This is a genomic window from Actinobacillus indolicus, assembly GCF_004519515.1.
GTDB classification, from domain to species: domain Bacteria; phylum Pseudomonadota; class Gammaproteobacteria; order Enterobacterales; family Pasteurellaceae; genus Glaesserella; species Glaesserella indolica_A.
On record NZ_CP038145.1, the window covers coordinates 1,265,585 to 1,280,233 of the forward strand.

The window sequence follows — 14,649 nt, forward strand, 5'->3', positions numbered from 1 at the left end:
GGTTTATACTTCCACCAATAAAATTGAAAAAAGGAGCAAGTTATGCGTGTTGATACTTCTGAACTTTGTGATATTTATTCCGATCAGGTTGATGTTGTTGAACCTATTTTTTCTAGCTTTGGCGGACTTTCATCTTTCTACGGCAAAATTACCACAGTAAAATGCTTTGAAAGCAATGGCTTAATTGCAGAAGTGTTGGAAGAAGAAGGTCAAGGACGAGTGCTTTTAGTCGATGGCGGTGGTGCAGTGCGTCGAGCATTAATTGATGCAGAACTTGCCCAACTTGCCGTGGATAATGGCTGGGAAGGTATTATTGTCAATGGTGCAGTACGTCAATTAGATGTATTGGAAACCCTAGATATTGGTATCCAAGCCCTCGCCCCAATTCCTGTTGGAGCTGATGACTCAATGGTGGGTGAAGTTGATACCCCTGTCAATTTTGGCGGAGTGACCTTTTTGCCTGAAGATTATGTCTATGCGGATTTAACAGGGATTGTGTTGTCGCCTGAACTCTTAGACTTGGCAGATGAAATCGCAGAATAAACTTGTTGTTCACGGACACTTCGGTGTCTGTTTTGTTTTTTAGAAATTGAGATAAAAATCTTTGGTGAGCTGTTTAAATTCATCACGATATTGATGATGCTCATCATAAATCGTGAGCTCTTGTTCTTTTAATGTGAGAGCTTGCAAAGAAAAGGTCAAAACTGACCGCTTGTATGAGCTTGTGGGCGTGGTTTTAATTTTCCAATGCTCAATACAGTAAAGTTGCTCTTGTTCAGCTTGTGAAATCAGTTTTATACCGCTGTCAAAAGGAAGTATAAAACTGATTTTTCCTTGTGGATGTAGCCATTTTTTTGCTTGGATTAGCCAATCTATATGGCGATGAATCACACTTCTTGCTAAATCTCGTTGTTTGCTCTTCGTGGCTAAGCTATGTTCAAAGTAGGGTGGATTTGACACAATCAGGTCATATTTTTGAGTCGATGTCCACTGCATCACATCCGTTTGAAGCACATCAATCCGATCTGCCCAAGGGCTCTGCGCAACATTGTGGCTCGCTTGTTGAAAGGCTGACTCATCAAGCTCAAGGGCGGTAATCTGCGTGGAAGGGGCGCGTTGTGCTAACATCAGGGCGATCAATGCTGTGCCTGTACCGAGATCAAGGAGCGTCTGTGCATGATCTATATTTGCGATTGCCCCTAAAAGAATACCATCGGTGTTGACTTTCATTGCACATTGATCGTGTGCAATGAAAAACTGTTTAAACTGAAACCCCTTACTCATAGGCTATTTTCTGAGTTTGACGGTTTCAATCGCATGATCTTCGCCTTTCACGAGAATTAGATTAGCACGTTCACGGCTAGGTAAAATGTTTTGTTTTAAATTTAATCCGTTGATTTCATCCCAAATCGTTGATGCCGTTTGCACCGCTTCTTCTTGTGTCAATTTTGAATAGTGGTGGAAATAGGAATTCGGATCGGTAAAGGCACTACGGCGGAACTTTAAGAAACGGTGGATATACCATTCTTTCAGTAGGCTCTCATCCGCATCAACATAAATGGAAAAATCGACAAAGTCAGACACAAAAACGCTATGTGGACTATGTGGGTAGTTCATGCCACTCTGTAACATATTTAAGCCTTCTAAAATCACAATGTCAGGTTGATCCACTTCATTATATTTATCAGGGATGATGTCGTAAGTTAAATGAGAGTAAATCGGTGCTTTAACATGGCGCTTGCCTGATTTTATGTCAGAAACAAATTCAATAAGACGATGAATATCATAAGACTCAGGAAAGCCTTTTTTCTTCATTAAGTTACGTTCTTGTAAGGTTTTTAATGGGTAGAGAAAACCGTCGGTGGTGATTAAATCCACTTTACGCTTTTCAGGCCATTCGGAAAGCAAGGCTTGCAAGATACGGGCAGAAGTGCTTTTTCCTACCGATACACTGCCGGTTAAACTGATGATATAAGGTACTTTAGGTGATTCTACATCTAAGAACTTATGTAAAACTTCTTGGCGTTTGAGATTTTCATCAATGTAATAGTTAATCAAACGTGCAAGGGGAAGATAGATGGTACTGACTTCCTCTAAAGACAGTTCTTCATTAAAACCCAAAAGGGGTTTCAGGTCTTGTTCGGTCAGTTTTAATGGTACAGATTTACGGAGTTCTGCCCATTGTTGTCGATCAAAGGTTAAAAAAGGCGTAATTTTGGTGGATTTTGTCAGGCTCATTGCCAAATTCTCTATTTTTCTTATTAAAAGCATCCATCTGAAATGGCATTCATTTTGTGAAATATACAATATAAATGACGTTGATTGGGATTTTATCTAATAAAAATCACGAAAATATCTAAAAAATCAGCATATTGCGTATTTTGTCATCGAAAGAAATGATTTTTTAATTTTTTTGAAAAAAATGCTTGCAAGGTTTTCCGAAATCCCTATAATGCGCATCACTTGCTTACGACAACGCAACGCCGACTTAGCTCAGTAGGTAGAGCAACTGACTTGTAATCAGTAGGTCACCAGTTCGATTCCGGTAGTCGGCACCATTCTAGCTTAAGGTAGACAAGTATTCAATTAACGTGGAGGGATTCCCGAGCGGCCAAAGGGGGCAGACTGTAAATCTGTTGGCTCAGCCTTCGAAGGTTCGAATCCTTCTCCCTCCACCATTTCTTCTAATTGAATCCTGATGGGACAGACGAATTTAGAACAGCGGGCATCGTATAATGGCTATTACCTTAGCCTTCCAAGCTAATGATGCGGGTTCGATTCCCGCTGCCCGCTCCAGCGCTGATATAGCTCAGTTGGTAGAGCGCACCCTTGGTAAGGGTGAGGTCGGCGGTTCAAATCCGCCTATCAGCACCACCTATTCTCTTTCTATCTTCATCTTTTCCTTTACTTTTAAGCAATAATTGATTTTTAAATTTGATTAATGTGCTAAAATAGCATTGATCCTATTTGTTTATAATTAACATTTAAACCTAAAAAAATCTCTAGGTTTTGAGTTTATAAACGAAATAAATGTGTAGTATAATAAGTAGGTTTTAATTTAAAACCCCATAGCACATAGTGTGCTATGGGATTTCATCAACAAAGGAAACTTTACAATGGCTAAAGAACAATTTAATCGTGGCGATAAAGTCCACGTAAACGTAGGTACTATCGGTCACGTTGACCACGGTAAAACAACCTTAACAGCAGCAATCACAACCGTTCTTGCGAAAAAATTCGGTGGTGCTGCACGTGCGTTTGACCAAATTGACAACGCACCAGAAGAGAAAGCGCGTGGTATTACCATCAATACTTCACACGTTGAGTACAACACAGAATCACGTCACTATGCACACGTTGACTGCCCAGGACACGCGGACTATGTTAAAAACATGATTACCGGTGCGGCACAAATGGACGGCGCAATCTTAGTAGTTGCAGCAACAGACGGTCCAATGCCACAAACACGTGAGCACATCTTATTAGGTCGCCAAGTAGGTGTACCATACATCATCGTATTCTTAAACAAATGCGACATGGTTGACGATGAAGAGTTATTAGAATTAGTTGAGATGGAAGTTCGTGAACTTCTTTCACAATATGACTTCCCAGGTGATGACACACCAATCGTACGTGGTTCAGCGTTACAAGCGTTAAACGGCGTGCCAGAGTGGGAAGAGAAAATTCTTGAATTAGCGGGTCACTTAGACAACTACATTCCAGAGCCAGAGCGTGCGATTGATAAACCATTCTTATTACCAATCGAAGACGTATTCTCAATTTCAGGTCGTGGTACAGTAGTAACAGGTCGTGTTGAGCGTGGTATCATCAAATCAGGTGAAGAAGTTGAAATCGTAGGTATCAAACCAACGACAAAAACAACAGTAACTGGTGTTGAGATGTTCCGTAAATTATTAGACGAAGGTCGTGCGGGTGAGAACGTAGGTGCATTATTACGTGGTACCAAACGTGAAGAAATCGAACGTGGTCAAGTATTAGCGAAACCAGGTTCAATCACACCACACACAGACTTCGAATCAGAAGTTTACGTATTATCAAAAGAAGAAGGTGGTCGTCATACTCCATTCTTCAAAGGTTACCGTCCACAGTTCTACTTCCGTACAACAGACGTAACTGGTACTATCGAATTACCAGAAGGTGTTGAGATGGTAATGCCAGGCGATAACATCAAAATGACTGTAAGCTTAATTCACCCAATCGCAATGGACGAAGGTTTACGTTTCGCGATTCGTGAAGGTGGTCGTACAGTAGGTGCGGGCGTTGTAGCGAAAATCATCAAATAATTAATTATTTGATAGAAACGTTAAGCTTAAAAGCGAATAGAGAAGGCTCATCGAAAGGTGAGCCTTTTTATTTGGCCTACAAGCGGTGAGATCTTGTCAATATTTTGCAATTATATAAAAAATGCTAGGTAGTTTTACCTAGCATTTTTGTTAATAAGTTTCCTTGTCTCTTAATAGATGCACATTCCCTTTACGGCGTAAGAAGCCTGAACGGTCGAAGTATTCGATCAGTTGTACGGTCACTTTACGCCCATATTGAATTTCATCTCTAAGCTGATTTACCGAAATTTCGCCGTGTTGTTCAATGAAATTTTTGATAAGTTGAGCAAATGCACTGATCTGTTCATGTAATAGGAAACGGTCTTTGACAATCGGCACTAAATAACCCAACTTTCCTGCTTTATATAGCAAGTTACGCATTTCTGTTTCGTCTATGGAGAGTTCGGAAGCAATATCTCTCACCCATAAGGCTTGATTGGTGCGTTCAAATAGCGGTCGGATTTCTGCCCAAATTTGCAATTCGGCATCGCTGAACTCAATGCGGTGTGTTGGAGTATGGATCCAACCGCGAGTTTGTGCCAAGGTTTTATTCGCAATTAGATCGTCAATCAACGCAAAAATAAGCAGTTCTGCCTGATCTAATGCAGTCATACGATGTAACCGAGCTTTAGTCACTCCAAGCTGATCGCTATGTTGTTGATGATACTCTTCGAGCTTCGCTACAATGTGTTGCTGGATCTGAGTTTTAAATGCCCCGTTAAACAGGTGATTAGCATTGAGATAGTAATCCGATTTTTCCGACAGTTTTTCTAAATCACGAATAAAAATCTGCTCTGCCCACAGTAGTTGGGTCAAATTCACCGCTTTATGTTGCAGATAGAGTGCAATACGTTCTTGATAGCTTGTGCAGTTAGCTAACTGTGAGAGATAACTCAAGCGTGCTTCGCTACGTTTATGGCGTTTCGGCGAGTGGATTTCGATCACTTCCGCACCGGCAAGGGTTTGGCTGTCATCGCCACTACGCAAAATGAGTTTGTCTTCTAAAGCAATATGCAACGGCGTATCTAAAATCAGTTCGGCTATCGCTGTATCATCAGCAAGGCATTGGCTTCTATCCAGTAAATTTAACTTGGCGGTAGTGTGGCTGGCAAAGTGATAGAGATGCACAACATTGTTTTCTTTTAAGGCTTGGGCTGTCGTTAGGCGAACGGTAATGCGGTCGCAAGCAAATTGGGGATCTTGTTGTGTAATCCAGTCGCCACGCTCAATCTGCTCTTTTTCTACATTGGCGATATTTAAGGCTAAACGTTGCCCTGCCACCCCGATTGACGCTTCATTATTTTGAGCGTGAATGTTTTTTATCCGCACTTTCTGACCGCTTGAGAGATAAAATTCATCACCGATAGCTACTTTCCCTGCGACTGCAGTCCCCGTTACAACTAAACCTGCACCTTTCACATTAAATACACGGTCAATCGCATAGCGGAACGGTTTATCTATTTGTGTGCTTTGGTGATTAAGGCTGATCAGGTATTGCTTTAACGGCTCAATTCCCTCGCCTGTCTGAGCCGAAGTCGCAAAGAAATGTGCTGAAGCTAAAAACGGATAACGCTGTTTTAATTGTTCGATCAGCTGGGTTATACGAGTAGCTTCCGCTCTGTCCGCCTTGGTGAGTACGACAATAATCTGCTTAAAATTCAGCAGGCGAAGAATGGCAAGATGCTCTTCCGTCTGCGGTTTAATCCCCTCGTCTGCCGATACCACCAACAAAGCGTGTTGGATACCGCCAAGCCCTGCCAGCATATTAGACAGAAATTTTTGGTGACCCGGTACATCAATAAAACCCAAAATATCATTTTCAATCGGCAAATAAGCATAGCCAAGATCAATCGTCAGCCCTCGTTTCTTCTCTTCAGGCAAATGAGCAGTGTGAGTGCCTGTTAGAGCGTGTAAAAGTGATGTTTTGCCGTGATCGACGTGTCCTGCGGTGACGATGATCATAGTTCCTCCAACATAAAAATAAGTGCCTCAAACTCCGCCACACTTCGCACATCTAGCCACATTTTTTGTTGGGCAAAACGAGCAATAATCGGGTTTGGATAGGCCTTAAACTGTTTTTCTAGTTCAAGTAAATCGCTCTGCTTGTCTGCCGAAATGGTTACGGCAAGCGATGGGATTTTTTCTGTCGGTAACGCCCCACTGCCGATTTGGGCTTCACTCGGTTCGATTTGCAAAAAATAACGGGAATCTAACCGCTTGTAGAGAGCCTCTCTTAAACGTTCCGCTTTCTGTTGCAAGCTATCAAGAGATTGAGTCAGCAAGTGTAAGGTCGGTAAACCGTCCGTTAAACGATCAGGGAAAAGATAGTGGCGTAATGTGGCTTCTAAGCCTGATAAAATCACTTTATCACAACGTAAAACCCGTTTGAGTGGGTGTTGTTGAAGCTGATCGATAAAGGCTTTTTTCCCAACGATAATCCCGGCTTGTGGTCCGCCAAGTAGTTTATCCCCTGAAAACGAGACTAAATCCACCCCTGAAGCAACTTTCTGTTGCACCATAGGTTCAGCAGGTAGGTTTAGAGCTTGCATATCGGTGAGTGAGCCACTGCCTAAATCACTAATCACAGGCAGATTAAACTCTTGCCCTAATGCCACTAACTCTTCTTCACTCACACTCGAGGTAAAACCTTGAATTTGATAATTACTGGTGTGAACTTTCATTAAAAATGCGGTATTTTCGTTGATTGCGTTGCGATAATCTTTTAAATGGGTGCGATTTGTCGTACCCACTTCAACTAACTTGCACCCTGCTTGAGCCATAATATCGGGGATACGGAAAGCACCGCCTATCTCAATTAATTCACCACGGGAGATAATCACTTCTTTGCCTTGAGCAAAAGTAGCCAACATTAGCAATACGGCAGCAGCATTATTATTTACCACGCAAGCCGCTTCCGCCCCTGTCAGTTGTTGCAACAGTTCCGAAATATAGAGATCGCGATGACTGCGTTTACCTGCGTCAATATCAAACTCTAACGCCACATTATTTCGCATTGCATCAGTAGCAGCTGAAATCGCTTGCTCCGACCATAAACCCCGACCAAGGTTGGTATGTAAAACTGTTCCCGTCAGATTAAACACGCGTTTCATCTTGACTTGAGCGAGGCTTTGCAAGCGGTGAGTTAATTCGTTAAAAAGCGTATTTTCCGTTTGTAGAAAATCAGGCAGACTTTGATGTTGCTGAATATGTTGGCGAGCTTGTTCAATCAACAAACGAGCTTGAGTAACAAAGGCTTGATGTCCGAATTGTTGAATTAAATCAGCACCTTGCGGTGTTTTTAGCAGTTTATCAATCGCAGGAATTGAACGAAATAGTGATTGCATAGCAGAAATCCGTCAGAAATTTTGCACAATTCTAATAAATTCAGTAGAATAGTGCCACTTTTTCGGAGGTGTGTCATATCCGGTGATGTGGCAGGACTTCAAATCCTGTTGAGGACGCCAGCGTTCTCGGGTGGGTTCAACTCCCATACACCTCCGCCAACTCAAGTTTCTACACATCTCTCAACGTAAACCAACCTAACAAAACCCCTTGAAAATACTAGCTTCTTAATCTTTCTATTGTCTCTCTACGTCTCTCAATGTATCCTATCATCACAAAAAAATAGTAACAAGATTAGTAACAAGATTTTGCTTTTTGTGTTGGTTACTCCCAAAAAACCATATTTTATTTAAAAAACCTTGTTACTGTTTTTGGTTTAAGGCTAGATGTGCCAATACTTAGAAGAATTTATTGAACGAATAAAACCTTGTTACTATCCTTGTTACTTTTGGTGGATTTTAAAGATGAAATACAAGCTAGTAGATACGCAAATCAGACAAGCGAAACCCAAAGATAAAGATTATCCACTCTCTGACGGTGGCGGATTGCGTTTAATTGTTAGAAAGAGCGGGGCTAAAGTATTTATCTTTAACTACTACAAACCATACACCAAAACGAGAACAAACTTCACTATTGGGGAATACCCTGAAATCTCTTTAATACAAGCAAGGAAAGAACACGCAAAAGCAAGAGCATTACTTGCTCAAAATATCGATCCAGTTAGACAAAGAGAACTAGACAAGCAAGAGCAAGCGAATAGATTAGAATTAACTTTTGGGAAAATGGCGGTGAAGTGGTTCGAAGATAGAAAGCTTAAGGCAGACTTTTCAGAACGAACCGCAAAAGATACATGGGCTTTATTTGAACGCCACATTCTTCCGCATTTTGCCAATTATCCTATTTCAGAAATAACCCCGCTTATTGCAATTAATGCGTTAAAGCCTTTAGAGAGAGCAGGGAAACTTGAAACTATACGCAAAACTATCGCTAAAATTAACGAGGTAATGCGGTACGCTTTACACCGTGGGCTAATAGCAACCAATAATCTTTCTGATATTGGGAAAGAATTCGATAAACCAACACCGCAAAGTATGAACACAATTCAACCTGACGAATTAGCGGAATTTCTACAGGCTTTCTATCAAAAACGAGATGAGGGGCGTTTTGGTTTAAATGTGTTTTATGCCGTAATGTTGGTTCTGCTAACAGGTGGCAGACCATCAGAGATTGCAAAAGCAAAATGGGAAGATATAGACGAAAAAGAAAGGCTATGGGCTTATCAAGTACAGAAAGGGAATAAGAACTTACCTGAGGGCAGAACGCACATTGTTACGCTATCACGCCAATCTATTGAGCTTTTAAACAAGATGAAGCATTTTAATGAGGTAGTAAACGCCAATATTCAAAGTCCTTTTGTTTTTGCTAGTGTTGCTTCAAAGAAAACAGGGCATTTATCTATAGAAGCAATGCGTAAAGCAATTATTAAATCCATTGGTGAAGATCGGCTAACCACTCACGGCATCCGCCATTTGTTCAGTACATCACTCAATGAACAGAATTTTAATGCGGATTGGATAGAGCGAGCTTTATCGCACAAAGATAGAAATCGAATACGAGGCAGTTATAACAAAGCGAACTACTTAGAGCAACGTTTTGATATGTTGCAACATTGGGCGGATTATGTGGAAGAATTAGCACCAAAACCATTTTTATAAGTACCGATAAGTCTAGTTTTACAGCTAGGCTTTTTTATTAGTTTTCTGCAAAAAATCTTATTACTTTGTCTAATAAACAGCCTTGAAACTGTTTAAAAAATCAGTAAAATTATTCTCACCGTAAACAAGCGTAAATGCTTGTAACTCGAATTGAAGTGGATAGGTACGGAGTAGCTACCAAACTGAAAGAGAGTAACCCTATTTGCTCTTTTCCACTTCCTCACCAAATAGGGCAACGCATAGGGGCGAATATGTTTCAATTATCAGATTTATCTATAAAACAAAAATTTACTATTTCTGAAAGCATTCAAATTATAAAACAAGAAACAGGCTTAGATTTAACCATAGATGATTTGCTTGATTACTGCGATGATTTACAAATTTATTTGCATATTGATATAGATAAATTGAGCGTATTGGAACAAGAGTTACTATATCAATCTTTTAAGCGTGGTGTAGTTGTGCTATCTGAAAGTGGGAAATCAAAGATAATCACTAATGATAAAAATAGGATTTATCTAAATTCATTAAAATTCTCTATTTTTGGGGAAATAGAGAATCAAGAAGATAAAAGAGGAGCATTTCATTTTGTGGATTTTCCAGTAATGAAAGGAATATTTGGTATAGCGAATAAAAATTCTTTTTCTAGAAAAAAAAGAGTTGATTATGAAAATGGATATTTCTTTTTTAATCAACTGCTGCCGCCTATCTTAAAATATAGAGATATTCAATTAACAGAAATCATAAACGGCATAGAAAACGAGGAAGATTGCTCTTATTGGAAACTTTTCCAAATTAGACTGGGAAAGATTCCTGTAAGCAATCAAAATGTTTTTATGACAAGATGTTCATTAGAAGATTTTATAAATAAAATGCCGTTTCCTGATAAATTTAAAGAATCACAAACAGATGAAATTATTTCGACTTTAAACCAGCGCATAACCGAATTAGAGCAACAACTTGAGGAGCTAAAACAGAAGCTAGCTCAGGCAACACAATCGCCAACGGTGGACAATAGCCAAAACTACAACCCAACGGAACGAGAAACGCATTTACAAATTATTTATGGGCTTGTTGAGAAGCTGACTAAAAAAGACATCAACCATTCAAAATATCAACGAGGAAATAAGATCAACAAAATGGCAATAGCCAATGACTTAGAAAGAGAGCTACAAGGGCTATTTATAACCCCAAAAACAGCAGAGGGGTTTAGAAATAGACTTACAGAGATTTTGAAAGAGGCGGAATAACCGCCTTTTTCTTTGCAAAAAAATCCGCCAAATCTTACCGCTTGCTATACTTCCCAAAAATTTTATAACTTCCCAAAACACTTCAAAGCTAGACTGTATAAGGCTTTAACTAACTTCCCAAATTCACTTCCCATTTTGTTTTGAGAATTTCCCATAATCCCAAAGCTTACAGCGATTTAATACCCCTACATTTCCAACCATAAACCAACATAAACAGGGGTATTTATATGGAACAAATCCAAAACCAAACCACAACCGAAGCCGTAGAGAAACGTTACTCAATGGCGGAATTAAGAGCATTAAGCGGAGTATCACACGCTTTCATTTATCGACACATTAAAAACGGCAAACTAGCACAACCTGAGAAATGGGGGCGTTCTTCTCGCTGGAAAGAGAGCGATGTAAAAGCGTGGTTGGCTTCATTCCAACAATAAAGCGAGGTGACATCTTATGAAGCAACCTATCTACCCAACCCGAAAAGCGAAAGCTATCAAAGCTCTACTAGAACACCCACAAGGCATAAGTGGACGTGAGATTGACTTTAAATACTTCATCAACTGCGGGCGTAATGAGGTAACGGAATTACCAAGACTACACAATATCGCCATTCATAAAATCAAAAAACCGAACCAACACGGCACAGGGACTTACACAATTTACAGCTTACTCAATGCAAAAGAAGCCTTGAAGGCTATCACATTGCTAAATGGTGAGCGTGCTAAATGTGGTTTACCTATGCTGACTGAGTATGAAACACAACGCTATTTATCACAATTTAGGGGGACGGATGACCGCAGTAATTAAATGCGTAATCGCCAAAATGAACCCTGTGCTAATGGATATAGCAATCAAGCACTACATTGAAAACGGCTCTAAAACGCCTCTATTCACGTTTAAGAGCTTGTATTCAGATGATGAACCTTACCCATTAGATGAATTGCTAATCGTGTTATCTGAGCGAATAGAAACGCTAGCAAGGGAATTTAAAGCAATGCCAAGCGATAGCCTATTACTTCAGTTATCGCCACTACGGAAGAAGTTTAATTCTTTATACAAAATTTCAGTTAAGTAAAAAAAAATATGCACGAAATTTCAGTTAAGGAGCAAGACAATGACAGCAAAAGCTAAGGTGGACGGCTATCAGAAGTTTATAGAAACGACTTCCAAGAACCTTACAACAATCTCAACCGTTACCGATAGAGCAAAACATCAATTAAGTGAGTTTGTCGCAATTCGTGAACAGGTTGAGAGCTTAAAAGAACAAGGCGAAGACCCGTTATTTATGGCTATAAATCCTATTCACGAAATCGGGGAAGAGCTTAAACACTTGGCGGATTTATTAAATTCAATGATTGAGATTAATCAATTCTTTGAAGATAGCTTCAACAAAGAAATTCATAGACGAAAGGGGGAAACGTGTACGGTAGAGCGATAAGAGAAGATTTTGCAAGAGCTTACGCAAAGCTAGGTAATGCAACTAAAGCTCTTATTCAAGTGTTAGGAAGTGAGCGAGCAAACAAAATGCAACGCCACACACTAAGAGCAAAGGCAAGCACTCTACTAAATGACTTCAGAACGGTAGAGATTATCGAGCAAGAGAAAAAATTAATGATTGAGCGAGGGGATTATTTGCCACGTTATCGACTGCGAACATATAGGGTTGATTTAGGGGTTGGAATGCCAGAAGCCAACCAGCAAGCCAAAGAACGCAAGGAAAAGATTGAGCAAGGTTTTCAAGAGCTGAAACATCTTCAAATGAAACTTTATGACGTGGTGACGCAGAAAATGGCTCTTTTAGCAGAAATTAGAGCGGATTATCTGAAATTTAAAAAAAGATCCCCTAGTAAAACTTGATATTTAAGGATCAACCCAATGAAAACAAACCTAAAAGAACTTTTACCAATCACCCAAATATTTAAGCAAGGCGAAAAACAGCCACTAGTAAACGCTAGGGATTTATGGAAATTCTTAGAAGTTGAAACTCGTTTTGATGATTGGTTTAGACGTAACGCCAAAGCCTACGGTTTTAAGAAAGATTGGGATTATTTTTTGGTTGATAAATTTATCAAGCAAAACACTGCTCAATCTTTAATCCTCAAAAATGAGGAGCAAAAAACAAACAATCGGGGCGGACATAATCGCAAAGATTACCTGATTACGCTCTCAATGGCTAAAGAATTGGCAATGGTAGAACGCAACGAACAAGGAAAATTAGCACGCCAGTATTTTTTGAAATGTGAAGATACCTTGTTAAGCATTGCACCTGATTTAGTGGATAAACACCGTCAAGAATGGCGAATTGAGCGAGAAGCCGTTAAAACACCGTTTACTAAGATGTGTAATTCCTTAGAGCGTAACCGAACCCGATTAGGCAAGGAAACCCACAAACACCACTACACCAACGAAGCAAATATGCTGACATCACTTGTATTAGGTATGAATGTTCAGCATTGGCGGACGGCTCACGCTATCACAATCGACACAAGAGAAGCGTTAAATGCGGAGCAATTAGAACGGTTGGAGTATTTAGAACAGGCAGATCAGATTTTGCTTGATATGAATATCAATGATTTCCACCAACGCAAAGCACGATTAGCAGAAATGCTGATGAATAAATTCCAGCAATAAAACAAAACCCCTTAGCCGAAACACTAAGGGGTTATGGAGTAACATACTTATGAAAAGCAATCTTATCAATGTCAAAAGAGATATTACTCTTTTTCATTCAAAAATCAACCTTAATGAAAACATTTCACTTTTCAAAATGCTAAGCGAGGTTTATCCTGCTCACGTTGTAGCAAAATCTACAACCGAGCCTGAGAACTCGAACGATTTATACATGGCGAATAGCACGCCCAAAGCGTGTTTTTTTATTCGTAGCACACGCACACCCAAAGAAAACACAGCCCCGAGAAATCGGGCGAGTGAATTTCTCTCAATGGTAGCGTGTAATGGGAAAGGTTTCGCCCTTTGCTGTGTTCCATGTATCGCAGTTTCTCAGCCCGTTACACGTTACCGCCCAAACCCTGAGAAGTTTAGCGGTAGCCTTCATAAATCATACATGGAGCTATCAAAAATGTTTTACACATTCCTATTTATTCATTCTCGTTTAAGAATTTCTGTATTTGCCAACAGCTTAACAGAAGCCTATTCACGTTTACCAAAATCAGACATTAAACCGCTTTTAATTGCTCGTAAATCATCACAAGCAAATCAGACCGCTTGTCAAACCCCTGAACAAAATAACAGATTGCCAAAAGCAAGCCGTTACGGGTATGATGATTGCACTACTAAAACAGTTACCGGTTATCGCACCTGTAAGATTTGCGATTTTTTTGTATCTCAAATTTCCCAAAATCACGGGATTACTACACCTGTGATCTATTCAGAATTTGCGGTACGGTTGATAAGCCGAGATAAGCCGAGCAATCGGACGAATAAGGCTAGCCGTGTAACTGCGGTAGTTGAGACCGTATCGCACCCATTAGCGATATATCCTTTCAATCACTTACTAAACACAGTTACAAATATGAAAAACCCAACCCAAACCCCAAGCGGAAACACCGCCCGAAATGTATCTATTGCCCTTTCATTTGCGACAAAAGGGGGCGTATATGCGTAATCAAACCCTCACCCAAGAAAAATTACAGCAAGAAATCGCAGAGATTGAGCTTTATATCAAATGGGCTAAACAGCAAGCCGAAGCAGGCGAATTAGAACAAGCTTACAAGTATTTAAGAGTGATTAAACTCACAGGCTTTCAGTATTTAATCGATGTAGAGGGGGAAGAAAATGCGTAATCAAATCAAACCATACGCTTTAGACGAGCAAGCACAGCAATGCTTAAAAGACGGCACAAATACCCTATGGCAAGCCTATACGCTCTTAGAGTTCGTCCAAAAATCGCTAACTGATGACGAAATGATAGACCATTACACCGCATTAAATGGCGTATTGGCATTAATGAGTAAAGGCTTAGATGACTTGGCGGAGGTTTAA

At 40.0% G+C, this 14,649-nt stretch carries 17 protein-coding genes and 5 tRNA genes; 18 read left to right on the forward strand and 4 right to left on the reverse strand.

Translation table 11 applies throughout. The annotated features are described in order from the left end of the window. Positions 1-42: 42 nt before the first annotated feature. Positions 43-543 carry a ribonuclease E activity regulator RraA gene (gene rraA, locus EXH44_RS06220; protein WP_162856704.1) on the forward strand — a complete coding sequence of 167 codons (501 nt, stop codon included), beginning with the start codon at positions 43-45 and terminating at the stop codon, positions 541-543. A gap of 39 nt (positions 544-582) precedes the next feature. Here rraA and EXH44_RS06225 read toward each other — a convergent pair whose 3' ends face one another. Together EXH44_RS06225 and coaA are read right to left on the reverse strand one after the other, a co-directional pair. Next, on the reverse strand, positions 583-1,284 hold the full coding sequence (locus EXH44_RS06225) for a tRNA1(Val) (adenine(37)-N6)-methyltransferase (RefSeq protein WP_162856705.1): 702 nt from the start codon (positions 1,282-1,284) through the stop codon (positions 583-585). Positions 1,285-1,287: 3 nt separating this feature from the next. After that, positions 1,288-2,238, reverse strand: a complete 951-nt coding sequence (coaA, locus tag EXH44_RS06230; RefSeq protein ID WP_162856706.1) for a type I pantothenate kinase — start codon at positions 2,236-2,238, stop codon at positions 1,288-1,290. Positions 2,239-2,482: 244 nt separating this feature from the next. On the opposite strand from coaA, the gene EXH44_RS06235 reads away from it, so the two are divergent. The 5 genes from EXH44_RS06235 (at position 2,483) to tuf (ending at position 4,304) form a co-directional block, all read left to right on the forward strand. Continuing rightward, positions 2,483-2,558: transfer RNA gene (locus tag EXH44_RS06235), tRNA-Thr, on the forward strand. Between the two features lie 35 nt (positions 2,559-2,593). Beyond that, positions 2,594-2,678, forward strand: a tRNA-Tyr gene (locus EXH44_RS06240). Positions 2,679-2,721: 43 nt separating this feature from the next. After that, a tRNA-Gly gene (locus tag EXH44_RS06245) sits at positions 2,722-2,796 on the forward strand. 2 nt (positions 2,797-2,798) lie between these two features. Beyond that, positions 2,799-2,874 (forward strand) — tRNA-Thr (locus tag EXH44_RS06250). Positions 2,875-3,116: 242 nt separating this feature from the next. After that, entirely contained in the window at positions 3,117-4,304 is a 1,188-nt protein-coding gene (tuf, locus tag EXH44_RS06255; protein ID WP_162856707.1) for an elongation factor Tu, read from the forward strand. 150 nt (positions 4,305-4,454) lie between these two features. Here the strand turns inward: tuf and selB are convergent, their stop codons facing one another. Both selB and selA read right to left on the reverse strand, forming a co-directional pair. After that, the gene (gene selB / locus EXH44_RS06260; RefSeq protein WP_162856708.1) at positions 4,455-6,305 is read right to left on the reverse strand and encodes a selenocysteine-specific translation elongation factor; all 1,851 of its coding nucleotides are present in this window, start codon (positions 6,303-6,305) and stop codon (positions 4,455-4,457) included. Then, positions 6,302-7,687 carry an L-seryl-tRNA(Sec) selenium transferase gene (selA, locus tag EXH44_RS06265; protein ID WP_162856709.1) on the reverse strand — a complete coding sequence of 462 codons (1,386 nt, stop codon included), beginning with the start codon at positions 7,685-7,687 and terminating at the stop codon, positions 6,302-6,304. Before selA ends, selB begins: the two co-directional genes overlap by 4 nt. Before the next feature lie 64 nt (positions 7,688-7,751). Between selA and EXH44_RS06270 the strand changes: the two genes are divergently transcribed. From EXH44_RS06270 to EXH44_RS06325, 12 genes are all read left to right on the forward strand, one after another. Beyond that, positions 7,752-7,846: transfer RNA gene (locus EXH44_RS06270), tRNA-Sec, on the forward strand. A gap of 294 nt (positions 7,847-8,140) precedes the next feature. After that, positions 8,141-9,400, forward strand: coding sequence for a tyrosine-type recombinase/integrase (locus tag EXH44_RS06275; RefSeq protein WP_162857535.1), 1,260 nt, complete (start codon positions 8,141-8,143; stop codon positions 9,398-9,400). 251 nt (positions 9,401-9,651) lie between these two features. Next, positions 9,652-10,650, forward strand: a complete 999-nt coding sequence (locus EXH44_RS06280) for a DUF2076 domain-containing protein (protein ID WP_162856710.1) — start codon at positions 9,652-9,654, stop codon at positions 10,648-10,650. 227 nt (positions 10,651-10,877) lie between these two features. Further along, positions 10,878-11,084, forward strand: coding sequence for a helix-turn-helix transcriptional regulator (locus EXH44_RS06285; protein ID WP_010787251.1), 207 nt, complete (start codon positions 10,878-10,880; stop codon positions 11,082-11,084). 16 nt (positions 11,085-11,100) lie between these two features. Beyond that, positions 11,101-11,454, forward strand: a complete 354-nt coding sequence (locus tag EXH44_RS06290) for a hypothetical protein (protein ID WP_162856711.1) — start codon at positions 11,101-11,103, stop codon at positions 11,452-11,454. Next, positions 11,438-11,722 (forward strand): hypothetical protein, encoded by a 285-nt coding sequence (locus EXH44_RS06295; RefSeq protein WP_208717117.1) that lies wholly within the window; start codon positions 11,438-11,440, stop codon positions 11,720-11,722. Before EXH44_RS06290 ends, EXH44_RS06295 begins: the two co-directional genes overlap by 17 nt. A 39-nt stretch (positions 11,723-11,761) precedes the next feature. Further along, positions 11,762-12,085: a hypothetical protein gene (locus tag EXH44_RS06300; RefSeq protein ID WP_162856712.1), complete on the forward strand. Its 324-nt coding sequence runs from the start codon at positions 11,762-11,764 to the stop codon at positions 12,083-12,085. Next, entirely contained in the window at positions 12,067-12,504 is a 438-nt protein-coding gene (locus EXH44_RS06305) for a hypothetical protein (protein ID WP_162856713.1), read from the forward strand. The genes EXH44_RS06300 and EXH44_RS06305 overlap by 19 nt, the downstream gene beginning before the upstream one ends. 18 nt (positions 12,505-12,522) lie before the next feature. Beyond that, positions 12,523-13,278, forward strand: a complete 756-nt coding sequence (locus EXH44_RS06310; protein WP_162856714.1) for an antA/AntB antirepressor family protein — start codon at positions 12,523-12,525, stop codon at positions 13,276-13,278. Positions 13,279-13,327: 49 nt separating this feature from the next. Further along, the gene (locus tag EXH44_RS11115; RefSeq protein WP_244238710.1) at positions 13,328-14,272 is read left to right on the forward strand and encodes an ash family protein; all 945 of its coding nucleotides are present in this window, start codon (positions 13,328-13,330) and stop codon (positions 14,270-14,272) included. Then, a complete protein-coding gene (locus EXH44_RS06320) occupies positions 14,265-14,450 on the forward strand; it encodes a hypothetical protein (protein ID WP_162856715.1) in 186 nt (61 codons plus the stop codon). Before EXH44_RS11115 ends, EXH44_RS06320 begins: the two co-directional genes overlap by 8 nt. Next, complete coding sequence (locus EXH44_RS06325) at positions 14,443-14,649, forward strand: hypothetical protein (RefSeq protein ID WP_162856716.1); 207 nt, start codon at positions 14,443-14,445, stop codon at positions 14,647-14,649. Before EXH44_RS06320 ends, EXH44_RS06325 begins: the two co-directional genes overlap by 8 nt.

What these genes read in the sequence shown, in the direction of transcription:
- rraA (WP_162856704.1), top strand. Translation starts at nt 43, where the DNA reads ATGCGTGTTGATACTTCTGAACTTTGTGATATTTATTCCGATCAGGTT.
- EXH44_RS06225 (WP_162856705.1), bottom strand. Translation starts at nt 1,284, where the DNA reads ATGAGTAAGGGGTTTCAGTTTAAACAGTTTTTCATTGCACACGATCAA.
- coaA (WP_162856706.1), bottom strand. Translation starts at nt 2,238, where the DNA reads ATGAGCCTGACAAAATCCACCAAAATTACGCCTTTTTTAACCTTTGAT.
- tuf (WP_162856707.1), top strand. Translation starts at nt 3,117, where the DNA reads ATGGCTAAAGAACAATTTAATCGTGGCGATAAAGTCCACGTAAACGTA.
- selB (WP_162856708.1), bottom strand. Translation starts at nt 6,305, where the DNA reads ATGATCATCGTCACCGCAGGACACGTCGATCACGGCAAAACATCACTT.
- selA (WP_162856709.1), bottom strand. Translation starts at nt 7,687, where the DNA reads ATGCAATCACTATTTCGTTCAATTCCTGCGATTGATAAACTGCTAAAA.
- EXH44_RS06280 (WP_162856710.1), top strand. Translation starts at nt 9,652, where the DNA reads ATGTTTCAATTATCAGATTTATCTATAAAACAAAAATTTACTATTTCT.
- EXH44_RS06285 (WP_010787251.1), top strand. Translation starts at nt 10,878, where the DNA reads ATGGAACAAATCCAAAACCAAACCACAACCGAAGCCGTAGAGAAACGT.
- EXH44_RS06290 (WP_162856711.1), top strand. Translation starts at nt 11,101, where the DNA reads ATGAAGCAACCTATCTACCCAACCCGAAAAGCGAAAGCTATCAAAGCT.
- EXH44_RS06295 (WP_208717117.1), top strand. Translation starts at nt 11,438, where the DNA reads ATGACCGCAGTAATTAAATGCGTAATCGCCAAAATGAACCCTGTGCTA.
- EXH44_RS06300 (WP_162856712.1), top strand. Translation starts at nt 11,762, where the DNA reads ATGACAGCAAAAGCTAAGGTGGACGGCTATCAGAAGTTTATAGAAACG.
- EXH44_RS06310 (WP_162856714.1), top strand. Translation starts at nt 12,523, where the DNA reads ATGAAAACAAACCTAAAAGAACTTTTACCAATCACCCAAATATTTAAG.
- EXH44_RS11115 (WP_244238710.1), top strand. Translation starts at nt 13,328, where the DNA reads ATGAAAAGCAATCTTATCAATGTCAAAAGAGATATTACTCTTTTTCAT.
- EXH44_RS06320 (WP_162856715.1), top strand. Translation starts at nt 14,265, where the DNA reads ATGCGTAATCAAACCCTCACCCAAGAAAAATTACAGCAAGAAATCGCA.
- EXH44_RS06325 (WP_162856716.1), top strand. Translation starts at nt 14,443, where the DNA reads ATGCGTAATCAAATCAAACCATACGCTTTAGACGAGCAAGCACAGCAA.